Genomic DNA, 13,616 nt, shown 5'->3' on the forward strand with positions numbered 1-13,616 from the left:
TCGTCACCTGCGAGAGTCTTCCGTGGATCACCCCTCACACCCTGAAAGGTCCTCATGAAGCTTCGCGCTCTCCCCGCCCTCGCCGGCGTCGCGCTCCTCGCACTCGGCCTCGCTGCCTGTTCCGGTTCGGCAGACGCCGCGGGCACCCCCGCGGCCGACGACTCGTCTTCGGCGAGCGGGTTCGCGGTCGACGAGAACACCCTCGTCTTCGGCGTCGTTCCCGACTCGGTCGACACCGAGACCAACTACCAGCCGCTCATGGACTACATCGCCGAGATCACGGGCAAGACGGTCGAGTACCACGAGTCGACCGACTACGCGGCCCTGATCGAAGCGGCCGTCGCCGGCAAGGTCGACGTCGCGTCGTTCTCCGGCTTCACCTACGTCACTGCCACCAACAACGGCGCCAAGCTCACCCCGATCTCCTCGATCGTGACGGAAGAGGGCCAGGAGCCCGGCTACTTCTCGCAGGCGATCGTCCCCGCGGGCAGCGACATCAAGAGCCTCGAGGACTTCAAGGGCAAGAAGGTCTGCTTCGTCGACCCGTCCTCGACCTCGGGCTACCTGTTCCCGTCGTACAACCTGCTCAAGGCCGGCATCGACCCCAAGACCGACATCACGCCGGTCTTCGCGGGCAAGCACGACGTGAGCGTCACCAAGGTCGGCGAGGGCGTCGAGTGCGAGGCGGGCTTCGCCGAGGACTCCGAGGTCGAGAAGTCGGACAAGGTGAAGGTCATCGACGAGACGATGGTCCCCGGCGCGCCGCTGGTCTACTCGTCGACGCTCCCTGACGACGTCTCGAAGAAGCTCATCGACGGCCTCTCCGAGATCACGATCGACGACATCATCGCCGCGGGCATCGACGGCGCCGACACCGACGCCTTCCGCAGCGTGTTCTACGCCACGAAGCCGGTCGACGACGCGTACTACGACCTGATCCGCGACATCTGCAAGGAGACCGAAGCGGAGCAGTGCCAGGCCTGAGTCCCGGCCTGATCCCTTCGCCTCACCCGGCGCCCTCCGTCTCGTCCGCGTCAGGCGGGCGAGACGGAGGGCACCACCGCAAGACCCACGACACCACAGGAGCTACGACATGACCGCCTCGGCATCCGACGCCCTCATCCGCCTCGACGGCGTGACGAAGACCTTCGGGACGACCACCGCGCTGAAGAACGCCTCGCTCGAGGTCTCCCGCGGCGAGATCGTCGTGCTCCTCGGCCTCTCAGGCTCCGGGAAGTCGACCCTGCTGCGTCACCTCGACGGCCTCGAGATCCCCACCGCAGGCTCCGTCGAGGTGCTCGGCTCGCAGGTCCCGTCGCTGAAGGGCAGGGCCCTGCGCGACCTGCGCAGCCGCGTGGGATTCATCTTCCAGCAGTTCGAGCTCGTCCCCTCCCTCACCGTGCTCGAGAACGTGCTCACCGGTTCGCTGTCCGGAGTGCGCGGACCGCGTCTCGGGCTCTGGGGCTATTCGCGGGCATCGAAGCTCACCGCCCTCGAGCACCTCGACCGCGTCGGCCTGCTCGATCGCGCCTATCAGCGCAGCGACACCCTCTCGGGTGGACAGCAGCAGCGTGTGGCCATCGCCCGTGCTCTCATGCAGAAGCCCGCGATCCTCCTCGCCGATGAGCCGGTCGCCTCGCTCGACCCCGAGTCGAGCGAACAGGTCATGGCGCTGATCCGGGAGATCGCCGCCGACGAGGGCCTCACCGTCGTGTGCAGCCTGCACCAGGTCGACCTCGCGATCTCGTGGGCCGACCGCATCGTCGGCCTGCGCCACGGCGAAGTGGTGCTGGACACCCCGACCGGCGACCTCACCAAGGCCGAGGTCATGGAGATCTACGGCCGCGTCGCCACGACGACCGCCGAGATCCGCGCCGTGGCCGAAGAGCTCGTGGAGGCGGCTGCGCAGGTGGCCGCATCATGACGGCCCTGGATTCCGCGACGGATTCCGCGACCCGCGGCGGTGGCCCGGTGCCCCAGGGCGGCGGGCGCACGGTCGCCGAGCGCGCTCCGAAGCGCCCGATCTCGCCCGAGCGGATCGCGGCATCGCTCACGCTCGTCGCCCTCGTGGTGCTCGGCATCCTCGCCGTGCGTGACGTCGACATCTCGATCCCGGCGATGGTGCAGAGCTGGGGCAATGCCGAGAACTTCATGGCCCGCGTGGGCGGCCTCACCTTCCCGGCCCCCGGCGACCTCGCCTGGCTGATCGCCCTCACCGTGGGACTCGTGCTCGTCGGCACGCTGCTCGCCGCCATGCTGTCGGTGCCGATCGCCTACCTCGCAGCCTCCAACACCACTCCGGGGAACGGATGGCGAGCCGCCGCACGGTTCATCGGAGTACTCACCCGGGCCCTTCCCGACGTGGTCCTCGCGATGGCGTTCGTGCTGATGTTCTCGCTCGGCACGCTTCCGGGCATCCTGGCCATCGGCATCCACTCGATCGGCATGATCTCGAAGATGTTCGCCGACGCGATCGAGCAGATCGACGAAGGTCCCCGCCTCGCCATCCGCGCCGCCGGCGGCTCGAAGATGCAGGAGTTCGCATCCGGCATCCTGCCGCAGGTGCTGCCGAGCTGGGTGGCCACCGTGCTGCACCGCAACGACATCAACCTGCGCGGCAGCGTGGTGCTCGGCTACGTCGGCGTCGCCGGCCTCGGCCTCGAGATGTCGTACGCATTCAAGTCGCTCAACTACGGCAAGGGCCTCGGCATCGCACTGGTGATCTTCATCCTCTGCGTCGCGATGGAGATCGTCTCCAGCATGGTCCGCGGCGCGATGCTGGGCGAACAGAAGCACACGCGCTCGTGGATCGACAGGATTCTGCATCCGCGCCTCGGAGCGAACGCCGCCGCAGCGCCCGTCGGTCGCCCCGCCTGGGCAGCGAACCCGCAGACGGCCGTGCGCCGCCCCTGGACTGCGCAGCGCGTGCGTCACACCATCGCCGGCGTCATCGCCGTGCTCGTGGTGGTCGGCAGCATCGTGGTCAGCCAGATCAACTGGATGGACCTCATCACCTTCTGGGCGAAGCTGCCCGAGGTCGCGGCGAAGTTCTGGCCGCCCTCGTTCGGCAACTACGACGCGAGCGCCATGTTCCAGGCGATGCGCGAGACCGTCGCGATCGCTCTCGCCGCCACCGTGCTCACCCTGCTCCCGTCGCTGCTGCTCGGCTCGCTCGCGGCCCGCAACGTCGCTCCGAGCTCGGGTGCACGAGGGACCGCACGGCTCCTGCTCGTCGGCATCCGTGGCATCCCGGAGCTGATCCTCGCGATCGTGCTCGTGGTCATCACGGGTCTCGGTGCGCAGGCCGGTGTCATCGCCCTCGCGATCGGCGGGATCGGACTGCTCGGAAAGCTCATCGCCGACTCGTTCGAAGAGGTGGACCGCGGACCGGAGCGCGCACTGCGCGCGGTGGGCGCGACTCGTCTGCAGACCTACACCTCGGCCACCGTGCCGCAGGGCATGCAGGCCCTCATCGGCCACAGCTTCTACATGCTCGACACGAACATCCGCGCCGCGACGATCCTCGGCATCGTCGGTGGCGGCGGTGTCGGGTACTACCTGCTCAACGCCAGCCAGGGCTCGCGCTACGAGACCGTGACGGCGATCGTGCTGATGATCCTCGCCACCGTGCTCGTGGTCGAAGGGCTCGCCATGTGGATGCGGAAGGTGTTCCGATGAATCGCGCTCACGACACGGCAGACGTGGTCGTCGTCGGCTCAGGGATCGTCGGCCTCGGCGCGGCATATGCTGCGGTCCGGCGCGGGCTGCGCGTGATCGTCGTCGACCGCACCGACTCGCCGGTCGGCGCCACGATCCGCAACTTCGGGCACCTCTGCATCGGTGCCCAGGGTGGAGAAGCCCGTCGCTACGCCGACATCTCTCGCGAACTGTGGCTGCGCCTCTCCCAGGACGCGGGCTTCTGGCTGCGCGAATCGGGAACGCTGGTCGCCGCCAGGCACGACGACGAGATGGCTGTGCTGGAAGCCGCGTCCCGCGATGGTGGAATCCGGATGCTGGAGGCCACCGAACTCCTGCGCCTCGCGCCGTTGCGCGCCGAGGGCCTCGTGGGCGGCGCGCACATCGAGAGCGACCTGCAGACCGATCCGCGCACGGCCGCCGCCGCGATCGTGCGGTACTTGGCGGGGATGGGTGTCGACTTCCGATTCCGTACCGCCGTGACCGCGGTCGGAGCGGGCCAGGTGGAGACCACCCGCGGTCCCATCAGCGGCCAGAACGTGGTCGTCGCGGTGAATCACGACATCGACCAGCTTCTGCCCGAGGTCGCCGAACGGCACGGGATCGTCCGCTGCGCGCTCGACATGATGCGGGCGGCCGTGTCGTTCCGGCATCCGCTCGCCGCACCGCTGCTCACCGGCTGGTCGCTCGTGCGCTACGGACGATTCTCCGATGGGGCGGAGGCCAGCGCGCTGCGGGAACGCCTGCACGCCGAGCGCCCCGACCTCGCCGCTATCGACCTCAACCAGATGTACACGCAACTCCCCGACGGGACGCTCATCATCGGCGACTCGCACTCCACCGCTGTCGCCCCTGTGCCGTTCCAGCCCGAAGCTGCGTTCACCGCGTTCCTCACCGAGGCGGAGGCGCTGTTCGATGCACCGGCGCCCCGAGTGATCGAGCGCTGGCAGGGCGTGTACGCCAAGGGGCAGCAGGAGTTCCTGATCGACCGGGGCGACGACGGCGTCCTGGTGCTCGCCGCGACGACCGGCATCGGGATGACCACGGGCCTGGGCCTTGCCGAAGAGAATCTCGCCGCCGCCTTCGGGTGGGCGGCAGCAATGGAAGGAACATCATGACCACTCCTCTCGAACTCGTCGTCCTCGACATGGCGGGAACCACAGTGCTCGACGACGGCGTCGTCGAGCAGGCATTCCAGCGCGCCGCTGAGCGCACCGGCGTCGCGGATCGGATGCCGTGGGACGAGGCGCTCGACCACGTGCGCGTGACCATGGGGCAGTCGAAGATCGATGTCTTCACGCACCTCTCCGGCGGAGACGTTCCCGCAGCCCAGCGCGCCACGGCCGCCTTCGAGGGTGCCTACGCCGAGATCGTCGCGGAGCAGGGTGTCTCCGAGATCCCCGGTGCCGCCGACACGATCCAGGGGCTGAAGGATTCCGGGCTGAAGGTCGTGCTCACCACCGGCTTCGCCCCGGTCACCCGTGACGCCCTGATCGACGGCCTCGGCTGGCAGGACCTGATCGACCTCGCGCTGTCGCCTGTCGACGCCGGTCGCGGACGCCCCGCACCCGACCTCGTTCTCGCGGCGATGCTGCGCACGCAGACCTCCTCGGTGCAGGCGGTCGCGGTGGCTGGAGACACGGTGAGCGATGTCGAGTCGGGGCGTCGGGCCGGTGCCGGCTTCGTCGCGGGTGTGCTGACCGGCGCGCACGATCGTCCGGCGCTGAGCGCCGCAGGGGCGGATGCCGTGCTGAGCGATGTCACAGCTTTGCGCGGCGCACTCGTCCAGCGCGAACTGCTCCCGCTCATCACCACCTCCTGAGAGATCTCGACATGGGAACGTTGCTGATCCGTCCGCCCGGTCATCGGAGGGACGTCGCGCTGCGCCCGGCGGCGACCGCGATGGTCTGGGTCGGCGAAGGGCACGCACACGAGACGATCGCCGTGCCGGGGGTCGCGCTCGCCGACGGCGACGTGCTCGTGGCCGTCGAGATGTCGACCATCTGCGGCTCCGACGTGCATACGGTGCAGGGCCGCCGCTCCGCTCCGACGCCCCTGGTGCTCGGCCACGAGAGCGTCGGACGGGTCATCGCGACCGGCGACACCGGGGCGCACACGGTCGACGGCACCCCGTTGCGCATCGGCGACCGGGTGGTCTGGTCGGTCACGGTGTCGTGCGCGAGCTGCGACCGCTGCCTGCAGGGGATGCCGCAGAAGTGCCGCGACCTGGGGAAGTACGGGCACGACCGGGTCGGGGCGCATGGCGACCTCACCGGAGCGTTCGCGAGCCACGTGCAGCTGCGCGAGGGAACGGCCATCGTGCGCGTGCCCGAGGCGCTCCCTGCCGCAGTTCTCGCCCCTGCATCGTGCGCGACGGCGACAGCCTGGGCCGCGGTGGCCAGGGCCGCGAAGGACCGCGACCTCGACGGGGCGGCCGTGCGGATCCACGGGGCTGGGCTCGTCGGGCTGTCCGCTGCAGCCATCGCCGCCGAGCAGGGAGCGACGGTGGAGGTGCTCGACCCCAATCCGGATCGGCGGGCTCTCGCAGCGCGATTCGGTGCGACGAGCCTCGACCGCGAGCCCGACGTGGTGATCGAGGCGTCGGGGCATGCGGTGAGCGATGCGCTCTCAGGCGTCACCGTCGGAGGTACGGTCGTCCTCGTCGGAAGCGTGTTCCCGGCCGACCCGGTGCCGTTCGATGCCGAGAGCATCGTGCGACGCCTGGTCACGATAGCCGGCATCCACAACTACACCGGGGCGGAATTGGCCGAGGCCGTCGCGTTCCTGGCGGGACGCGGACGCGCCTACCCGTTCGCGGACGCGGTCGGCGCGGTGCGTGGACTCTTCGAGATCGATGCGGCGCTCGTCGAGGCAGCGGCTCCCGGCGCACCGCTGCGGATCGGACTCGTTCCCGGGCAGTGACCACCTGCGGCATCGCGGGTCATTGCGAGATGCTCTCCACGGTCTTCCCGGTCGTCTCCGCCGACAGCGAGCGGGCGATGTCGGCCTGGCTGACGATGCCGACCAGTCGACGGTCGGCGATCACGGGCAGGCGCCGCACCTGGTTCTCCTGCATCCGGTCGAGCGCGACGCGGATGTCGTCGTCCGCATCCACCGTGACGGGCTTCCCCTTGGCCAGCGCCTGTGCCGGTGTCGTCTCCGGGTCCATCCCGAGGGCGATCGCGCCGACGACGATGTCACGGTCGGTGAGCATGCCCTTCAGCCTGCTGTCCTCGCCGCAGATCGGCAGGGCGCCGACATCCAGATCCGCCATGACGGAAGCGGCGATGCGCAGCGAGTCGTTCACCCCGATGCAGCGCGGACTCGGCGTCATGAGGTCGCGGGTGGTGGTCATCGTTCTTCTCCCTCGTCATAGTCCGGCCGAGGAGGCTGCAACGGCTGGTCGGAGTACTCGCCGCCGGCGCGGCCTCCAAAAGGTCGTCCGTGGTCGGCGAACTCGTCGCGGGCGAACACCAGAGCCCACGGCCCGGCGGTGAAGTGCGCGCCCGTGCGGAGCGTCTCGGAGTTCTCGTCTGCGTGGGTCGCATCCACTCCGAGGCTCGCGTTCGTCTCGCCTTCGCCGTGCAGCGTCAGCACATACTCGTCGCGGTCGTCATGCGTGATCGTGGCGTGCACCGGGTCGGTGTCGGCGAGCCGCAGCTCGTTGCCGTCGGCCGAACCGATCCGCACCACGTCGTCGACAAGGGCGAACTCGGTGCGTTCGTCGTCTCTGGAGATGCGCAATCGGGGGTTGCCTGCGCCCCATTGGGCGTGCGTCGTCGTCGGCGTGTAGCCCTCGTCGGGACGGTCATCGATGTGTCTGTCGTTCATGGCACTGCCCTTCTCGCGTTCGAGTGGAATCGAGGCTAGGCTCCGGTCGATCTCTCGCCGAGGGGGTTGACTTCGGCACGTCGATTCGCCAACGGGCACCCCCGCACGGTGAGAGGCGGTTTCCGTCGGCGGAGTGCGCGAGAATGGACCGAAGCCGTCGTCTCGGCCAGGCAGCGACCAAGGAGCACCACCAATGGGAAAGTTCGTCTACGAAGGCGGCGTGAAGACCGAGATCGAGGACCGCGCCCTCACCCATCTGCAGCTCGTCATCACCGCGAAGCTGCGACGCGGAGAGCCCTTCCCGTTCAGCTGGCGTGAAGACGCGAGCGTGGGTGGCGGACGCACCACCGTGTGGATCCAGCCCGGCAGCTCCCTCGTCTTCAAGTATTTCGGCAGTCGCCAGCCCTCCATCAACCGGGCCTGGATCGAGGCGCTCGCGTTCACGGCGAACGCTCCGAGCGGTCTCTACCTCGTTCCCGAGCCCGCCGAGGCCGGCGACGAGCCCGGCGTCGGAGAGGTCCCCGTCACCCCGCCGCTATGACGTACCGGGCTCACATCGAGCCCCATCGACATCATCGAGAGACCCACCTGCGGACGCGCATCCGCCGGTGGGTCTCGTCTTGCGTGTGGGTGGACGACGTTGCGTGTGGGTGACGACGGCACCCGCCCGACGGCCCGGCCTGTCAACCCCCTGCCGGAAGGTGAGGGCATCGGAGAGTGTGGTTCTCAGGACGACACGTTCGACGAGATCAGGAGGACCGGTATGACCGACGACACCACCGACCCCCGGCACGCGCATCGCGAAGAGGGCTTCCCCGCACAGCACCAGGATCAGCCGGGGCTGACGGACGAGACCCGACCCGAACCGGACCACGGCGAACGGACCTACATCGGCCACGGTCGCCTGGAAGGGCGTCGTGCGCTCATCACGGGCGGCGATTCCGGGATCGGTCGAGCCGTCGCGATCGCCTTCGCGCGCGAGGGCGCCGATGTCGCGATCGCGCACCTGCCCGAAGAACAAGATGATGCAGAGGACACGCTCGCCCTGGTCCGCGAGACCGGCCGCACGGGTGTGGGCTTCGCCGGCGATCTGCGGGACGAGGCGTTCGCGACCGAGATCGTGGCGGGCACGCGGAGCGAACTGGGCGGACTCGACGTGCTGGTCCTCAACGCCGGGTACCAGCACGACATCGACGGCTTCGAGAACCTGGAGACCGACCGGATGCGCCGGGTGTTCGACACGAACCTGGCGGGCCTGCTGTTCTCCGCCCGAGCCGCCTATCCCGACCTCGAACCCGGAGCGAGCATCATCGTGACGGCATCCATCCAGGCCTACAACCCCTCGCCCGGGCTGATCGACTACGCCATGACGAAGGCTGCTCAGGTGGCGTTCGTGAAGGCGCTCGCCGAAGAGGCAGGGCCTCGGGGAATCCGCGTCAACGCCGTCGCCCCCGGTCCGATCTGGACGCCCTTGATCCCCGCGACGGGGTGGGACGCGGAACGCCTGGCGACGTTCGGCGCCGACACTCCGCTCGGACGCGCGGGACAGCCGGCGGAACTCGCGGGCGCGTACGTGTATCTGGCGTCGACCGAATCGTCGTACACCTCCGGATCGGTCATCGCTGTCACGGGCGGCAAGGCCCTCTGATCCGAGCGCGGGCGGCGGCGCCGGAAGGGTGCCGCCGCCTAAGCTTGTGTGGTGCAGAAGCCCGCCGCGTCCAGTCCCCTCGTGGGGGTCGCGCTCGTCATCGGCTCCTGCCTCTCACTGCCGTTCGGCGCCGCGGTCGCAGCCCAGTTGTTCCCGGTGCTCGGGCCCTGGGGCGTGACATCGCTGCGCGTCGCGATCGCCGCGATCCTCCTGGTCGTCATCGTGCGGCCGAAGCCGCGGAAGTGGACCCGCCCGCAGTGGCTCGCCGCGGTGCTCTTCGGCGTCTCACTGGCTGCCATGAACGGCTTCTTCTACGCCGCGATCGACCGCATCCCGCTGGGGCCGGCCGTCGCGATCGAGTTCCTCGGTCCGCTCGTGCTCGCCGCAGTGCTCACCCGCCGGCTCGGGGACTTCGCGTGGGTCGGCGTCGCCCTCCTCGGCATGGTCGTGTTGGGCATCGACGGCCTGATCGGCGCCGAGCCGCTCGACCCGCTCGGAGTCGTGTTCATCCTGATCGCGGCCGGCTTCTGGGTCATGTACATCCGGATGAGCGCACGCGTGGGCGCGCTCATCCCCGGCAGCAGCGGTCTGGCGATGGGTCTCCTCGTCGCCGCGGTACTGCTCATCCCGGTCGGCATCCCGGCAGCCTCGACGGTCGCCATGGACCCGCAGCTGCTGCTCCTCGCGGCCATCACCGCGGTGCTGTCGTCGGTGATCCCGTACAGCTTCGAGCTCGCGGCGCTGCGCCGCCTGCCGCAGCGCGTGTTCGGTGTGCTGCTGAGCCTCGAGCCCGCGTTCGCGACCCTCGCCGGATGGCTGATCCTCGGACAGGATGCGACGCCGCTGCGGCTGCTGGCCATCGCACTCGTGATCGCCGCGAGCGTCGGGACCACGCTCGGGGTGCGGAGGGACCGCCGAGACGGCGGCCACTCCGGACCCTTCACCGCCCCTATACCGCTGCCCGACTGACCACCGGGGCCGGCAGCGGGAACCGCCGACGCAGAATGACGCGCTGCACGAGCGTCCACACGACTGTGACCGTGAGGTACAGCGCCGCGGCGAGCGGCACGAACGCCGCGAACACCGCTGTCAGGTAGTGCATCGCCGAGACCACGCGCAGCATGGCGGGGGAGTTCATCGGAGAGTCGTCGGCATCGACCGGCGTCGGGCGGAACACCCGGCGGGTGACCTCGGCGACCGCGATCATCACGGCCAGCAGCACTCCGAAGACGAGGAACGTCGCCGGGGTGGCCGTGCCCCCGAACAGCGCCGAGACCAGGCTCGTGCCCAGCGGGGCGCCGAACAGGTCGTGCGCGAGCAGCTCGTTCGGGTGCCCGGCGATCTCGGGTCGGAGGAACAGTGTGTAGAGGATGCCGACGACCGGGGCCTGCGCCAGCACCGGAAGCATCCCGGCGAACGGCGAGGTGTTCTCGGCCTTGTACAGCGCCATCGTCTCCTTCTGCAGGCGCTCGGGGTTCTTCTTGTGGCGTCGTTGCAGCTCACGCAGTCTGGGGGCGAGGCGTGCCCTGGTCTGTTCGGCCTTGGCCTGCGAGATGCCGACGGGGATGAGCAGCGCCCGCACCAGCAGGGTGACGAGCACGACGGCGAGGGCGGCGGCCGAGGCGCCGGCGATGGGGGTGAGGAGGTCGGAGAGCCCGGTCAGGGCGCCGTAGGCGGCATCGAGGAGGGCGGCGAGTGGGGGGAAGGCAAAGGGGTCCATGGAAGTGTCCGTTCGTGGCATCGGGAAGGGTCGGCGAAGGCCGCGTGATCCCGTCGTGTGAACGGACTACGCGGCGGTCGCGACTCCCGGCGCTCGCGGACGCGGATGGCCGGCGGCATCAGGATCGCTCTGCGTGAGAAGGGTGCCGACATCGATGGCCCGCATTGGATGCGGGGCGTCTGCGGTGGCTCCGGGGCGCACGCTCAGCACGATGGCGAGCGTGAGGGCTGTCACGGCGAGCAGCGCGATCGCGAGGCCGAGGGCCGCCGCATCAGGCATCGAGACGAGTCCGACCGCGGTCGCGACGAAGCTCAGCATCTGCCCGAACCACTCGCTCATGTGCGCGCTCCCGTCTGTAGCGAGGGTATCACCGGGGTCTGCGAGTCGGTCGGTCACGGTCGGCCCCGGAGGTACGCGGCGGGCGTAACGTCGAAGTATGAGTGACCTTCGCGCCCTGCTCGGGATCGAGCATCCGATCATCCTCGGCCCGTTCGGCGGGCTCTCCTCGACCACCCTCACCGCCGCGGTCAACGACGCGGGCGGGCTGGGCTCGTTCGGGCTCTACGGCTACGACGGCGACCGCATCCGTGCGATCGGCGCGGAGCTTCGCACCCTGACCGATCGCCCGTACGCGGTGAACATCTGGCTCCCCACGGGCGACGAGGTCGAGCCGAACCCGCAGCACATGATCTTCGCGCAGGCCTTGCAGCCGTTCTACGAGGCGGTCGGCGTCGACGTGCCCGCCCGCCCGGAGCGGTACATCCCGTCGCTCGATGAGCAGTTGGAGGCGATCTGGGAGATCGAGCCCGCTGTGCTCAGCGTGGTGTTCGGGGTGCCGTCTGCCGCCGTGGTCGACGAGGCTCACCGTCGTGGCATCCGGATCGTCGGCACGGCGACCACCGTGGCCGAGGCTGTGGCGCTCGACGGAGCAGGTGTGGATGCCATCGTCGCCACCGGAGCCGAGGCCGCGGGGCACCGGGTGTCGTTCCTCCGCCCTGCCGAGGAGTCGCTCGTCGGGACGTTCGCCCTGGTCCCACAGGTCGTGGATGCGGTCGGCGTGCCCGTGATCGCGGCCGGAGGTATCGCCGACCGGCGGGGTGTGGCCGCGGCATTCGCACTGGGCGCTGCAGGCGTGCAGGTCGGGACGGCGTTCCTCGCGACCTCGGAGTCGGCGACGAACCAGGCGCACCGCGACGCCATCCGCTCGACCGCCGCCGACGAGACCGTGCTCACGCGCGCGATGAGCGGACGGTTGGCCCGTGGTGCGCGCAACCGTGCGATGCGGGCGATCGAGGCGAGCGGCACGATCGCTCAGTTCCCGATGCAGAACTGGCTCACCGGACGCTTCCGTACCGCGGCCGGTGAGCAGAACCTCGGCGAGCTGCAGTCGCTGTGGATGGGTCAGGCCGCCCCGCTCGTGAAGTTCGACACCGCCGCCGAGGTGTTCGCGGAGCTGGCGGAGGGGGTTCCGGCAGCTCCCTGACGCTGGCTCGGCTTCGTTCCGGTCGCACGGCTGTGTTCCGGTCGCACTTCGCGTCGCGCGGCTGCGTTCCGGTCGCACTTCCTGCTGTAGGGCTGCGTTCCGGTCGCACTTCCTGCCGCGCTGACGGCCTCGGGGCGACAGGAACTGCGACCGGAGCGGAGGGTGCGGGCCGGAGCGGAGGGTGCGGGCCGGAGCGGAGGGTGCGGATGGGAGCGGGGCGTGGCAGCGGGGGGAGCGGAGCGGGTGTGGGCGTTCCGGTCTCTTGTTCCTAGCCAGCTAGATGGCTAACATGGCCAGATGAGCAGTCACAACGTTCTCGAGGCGCGCAACAGTCTGTCGCGGCTGATCGCGGACTCGCAGGCGGGCGAAGATGTCGTCATCACCAAGCGCGGGAAGCCGGTGGCGAAGCTCGTGCCGATCGATCCGGTAGACCTGGTGCGCAGCGGACGGCTCCTCGTGGAGTGGATCGAGCAGGACCCGCTGCCCCGGCGCCTCTCTCGCTCCGCCGCCGAACTCGATGCCCAGATCGCCGAAAGCCGGGACTCCTGGGAATGATCTATCTGGATTCCTGCATCCTGATCTACGCGATCGAAGACGAGGGGCCCCGGGGTATCGCAGTCCGAGACGCTCTCCGAGAGGTCGACGTAGCGGTGGCTTTGAGTCCGCTTGCTCTTCACGAATGTCTGGTCGGCCCGCTGCGCGAACGCAATCCCGAGCTGCGAGACCGCTATCTCGCGATGTTCGAACGGCTCGAGGAGGTGGACCTGGATGCTGCGGTCTTCGTCCGCTCGGCCGAGCTGCGCGCCGACTTCGGGTTGAAAACGCCTGACGCCGTGCACCTCGCTGCAGCTCAGATCGCCGGCTGCACCGAGCTGTGGACGAATGACAGACGCCTCGCCGCTGCTTCCCACGGGCTCGCGGTCGACATCCTCAGCAACCGCGCCTGACCCGGTACGTCCCCGCTGCATTCCGGTCGCACGGCTGCGTTCCGGTCTTGTGGCTGCGTTCCGGTCGCACTTCCTGTCGCGCGGCTGCGTCCCCGCTGCATTCCGGTCGCACGGCTGCGTTCCGGTCGCACTTCCTGCCGCACCTGACGGCCTCGAGGCGACAGGAACTGCGACCGGAGCGGAGGGTGCGGACTGGAGCGGAGGGTGCGGACTGGAGCGGAGGGTGCGGACTGGAGCGGAGGGTGCGGACTGGAGCGGAGGGTGCGGACTGGAGCGGAGGGTGCGGACTGG

Annotated in this window: 16 protein-coding genes; 12 read left to right on the forward strand and 4 right to left on the reverse strand. The window is 69.6% G+C overall.

The window, feature by feature from the left end:
• Positions 1 to 54 precede the first annotated feature (54 nt).
• From ACIQTX_RS05620 to ACIQTX_RS05645, 6 genes are all read left to right on the forward strand, one after another.
• Positions 55 to 984 carry a phosphate/phosphite/phosphonate ABC transporter substrate-binding protein gene (locus ACIQTX_RS05620; RefSeq protein WP_105526315.1) on the forward strand — a complete coding sequence of 310 codons (930 nt, stop codon included), beginning with the start codon at positions 55 to 57 and terminating at the stop codon, positions 982 to 984.
• Positions 985 to 1,093: 109 nt separating this feature from the next.
• A complete protein-coding gene (gene phnC, locus ACIQTX_RS05625) occupies positions 1,094 to 1,924 on the forward strand; it encodes a phosphonate ABC transporter ATP-binding protein (RefSeq protein ID WP_387178389.1) in 831 nt (276 codons plus the stop codon).
• Positions 1,921 to 3,678 carry a phosphonate ABC transporter, permease protein PhnE gene (phnE, locus tag ACIQTX_RS05630; protein ID WP_402969975.1) on the forward strand — a complete coding sequence of 586 codons (1,758 nt, stop codon included), beginning with the start codon at positions 1,921 to 1,923 and terminating at the stop codon, positions 3,676 to 3,678. The genes phnC and phnE overlap by 4 nt, the downstream gene beginning before the upstream one ends.
• Positions 3,675 to 4,814, forward strand: coding sequence for a TIGR03364 family FAD-dependent oxidoreductase (locus ACIQTX_RS05635; RefSeq protein WP_402969978.1), 1,140 nt, complete (start codon positions 3,675 to 3,677; stop codon positions 4,812 to 4,814). Before phnE ends, ACIQTX_RS05635 begins: the two co-directional genes overlap by 4 nt.
• Positions 4,811 to 5,518, forward strand: a complete 708-nt coding sequence (locus tag ACIQTX_RS05640; RefSeq protein WP_402969981.1) for a phosphonatase-like hydrolase — start codon at positions 4,811 to 4,813, stop codon at positions 5,516 to 5,518. Before ACIQTX_RS05635 ends, ACIQTX_RS05640 begins: the two co-directional genes overlap by 4 nt.
• 11 nt (positions 5,519 to 5,529) lie before the next feature.
• Complete coding sequence (locus ACIQTX_RS05645; protein ID WP_105526310.1) at positions 5,530 to 6,618, forward strand: alcohol dehydrogenase catalytic domain-containing protein; 1,089 nt, start codon at positions 5,530 to 5,532, stop codon at positions 6,616 to 6,618.
• A gap of 19 nt (positions 6,619 to 6,637) precedes the next feature.
• On the opposite strand, the gene ACIQTX_RS05650 is transcribed toward ACIQTX_RS05645, so the two are convergent.
• Both ACIQTX_RS05650 and ACIQTX_RS05655 read right to left on the reverse strand, forming a co-directional pair.
• Entirely contained in the window at positions 6,638 to 7,051 is a 414-nt protein-coding gene (locus tag ACIQTX_RS05650; RefSeq protein ID WP_402969984.1) for a CBS domain-containing protein, read from the reverse strand.
• Positions 7,048 to 7,527, reverse strand: coding sequence for an FHA domain-containing protein (locus ACIQTX_RS05655; protein WP_402969987.1), 480 nt, complete (start codon positions 7,525 to 7,527; stop codon positions 7,048 to 7,050). Before ACIQTX_RS05655 ends, ACIQTX_RS05650 begins: the two co-directional genes overlap by 4 nt.
• A gap of 193 nt (positions 7,528 to 7,720) precedes the next feature.
• On the opposite strand from ACIQTX_RS05655, the gene ACIQTX_RS05660 reads away from it, so the two are divergent.
• The 3 genes from ACIQTX_RS05660 (at position 7,721) to ACIQTX_RS05670 (ending at position 10,144) form a co-directional block, all read left to right on the forward strand.
• Positions 7,721 to 8,068, forward strand: a complete 348-nt coding sequence (locus ACIQTX_RS05660) for an ATP-dependent DNA ligase (protein ID WP_105526307.1) — start codon at positions 7,721 to 7,723, stop codon at positions 8,066 to 8,068.
• 222 nt (positions 8,069 to 8,290) lie between these two features.
• Positions 8,291 to 9,175, forward strand: a complete 885-nt coding sequence (locus ACIQTX_RS05665) for an SDR family oxidoreductase (RefSeq protein WP_402969990.1) — start codon at positions 8,291 to 8,293, stop codon at positions 9,173 to 9,175.
• Between the two features lie 51 nt (positions 9,176 to 9,226).
• On the forward strand, positions 9,227 to 10,144 hold the full coding sequence (locus ACIQTX_RS05670; RefSeq protein ID WP_105526346.1) for a DMT family transporter: 918 nt from the start codon (positions 9,227 to 9,229) through the stop codon (positions 10,142 to 10,144).
• Here the strand turns inward: ACIQTX_RS05670 and ACIQTX_RS05675 are convergent.
• Positions 10,125 to 10,895: a YidC/Oxa1 family membrane protein insertase gene (locus tag ACIQTX_RS05675; RefSeq protein ID WP_402969994.1), complete on the reverse strand. Its 771-nt coding sequence runs from the start codon at positions 10,893 to 10,895 to the stop codon at positions 10,125 to 10,127. The genes ACIQTX_RS05670 and ACIQTX_RS05675 overlap by 20 nt on opposite strands.
• 66 nt (positions 10,896 to 10,961) lie before the next feature.
• Entirely contained in the window at positions 10,962 to 11,234 is a 273-nt protein-coding gene (locus ACIQTX_RS05680) for a DUF6412 domain-containing protein (RefSeq protein ID WP_402969997.1), read from the reverse strand.
• 97 nt (positions 11,235 to 11,331) lie between these two features.
• Between ACIQTX_RS05680 and ACIQTX_RS05685 the strand changes: the two genes are divergently transcribed.
• From ACIQTX_RS05685 to ACIQTX_RS05695, 3 genes are all read left to right on the forward strand, one after another.
• Positions 11,332 to 12,378 carry an NAD(P)H-dependent flavin oxidoreductase gene (locus ACIQTX_RS05685; RefSeq protein ID WP_402970000.1) on the forward strand — a complete coding sequence of 349 codons (1,047 nt, stop codon included), beginning with the start codon at positions 11,332 to 11,334 and terminating at the stop codon, positions 12,376 to 12,378.
• Positions 12,379 to 12,675: 297 nt separating this feature from the next.
• Positions 12,676 to 12,933: a type II toxin-antitoxin system Phd/YefM family antitoxin gene (locus tag ACIQTX_RS05690; RefSeq protein WP_402970003.1), complete on the forward strand. Its 258-nt coding sequence runs from the start codon at positions 12,676 to 12,678 to the stop codon at positions 12,931 to 12,933.
• Entirely contained in the window at positions 12,930 to 13,325 is a 396-nt protein-coding gene (locus tag ACIQTX_RS05695) for a type II toxin-antitoxin system VapC family toxin (RefSeq protein ID WP_402970006.1), read from the forward strand. The genes ACIQTX_RS05690 and ACIQTX_RS05695 overlap by 4 nt, the downstream gene beginning before the upstream one ends.
• Positions 13,326 to 13,616 lie beyond the last annotated feature (291 nt).

The sequence above is a fragment of the Microbacterium sp. NPDC090281 genome (genome assembly GCF_044769635.1).
Lineage (GTDB): Bacteria > Actinomycetota > Actinomycetes > Actinomycetales > Microbacteriaceae > Microbacterium.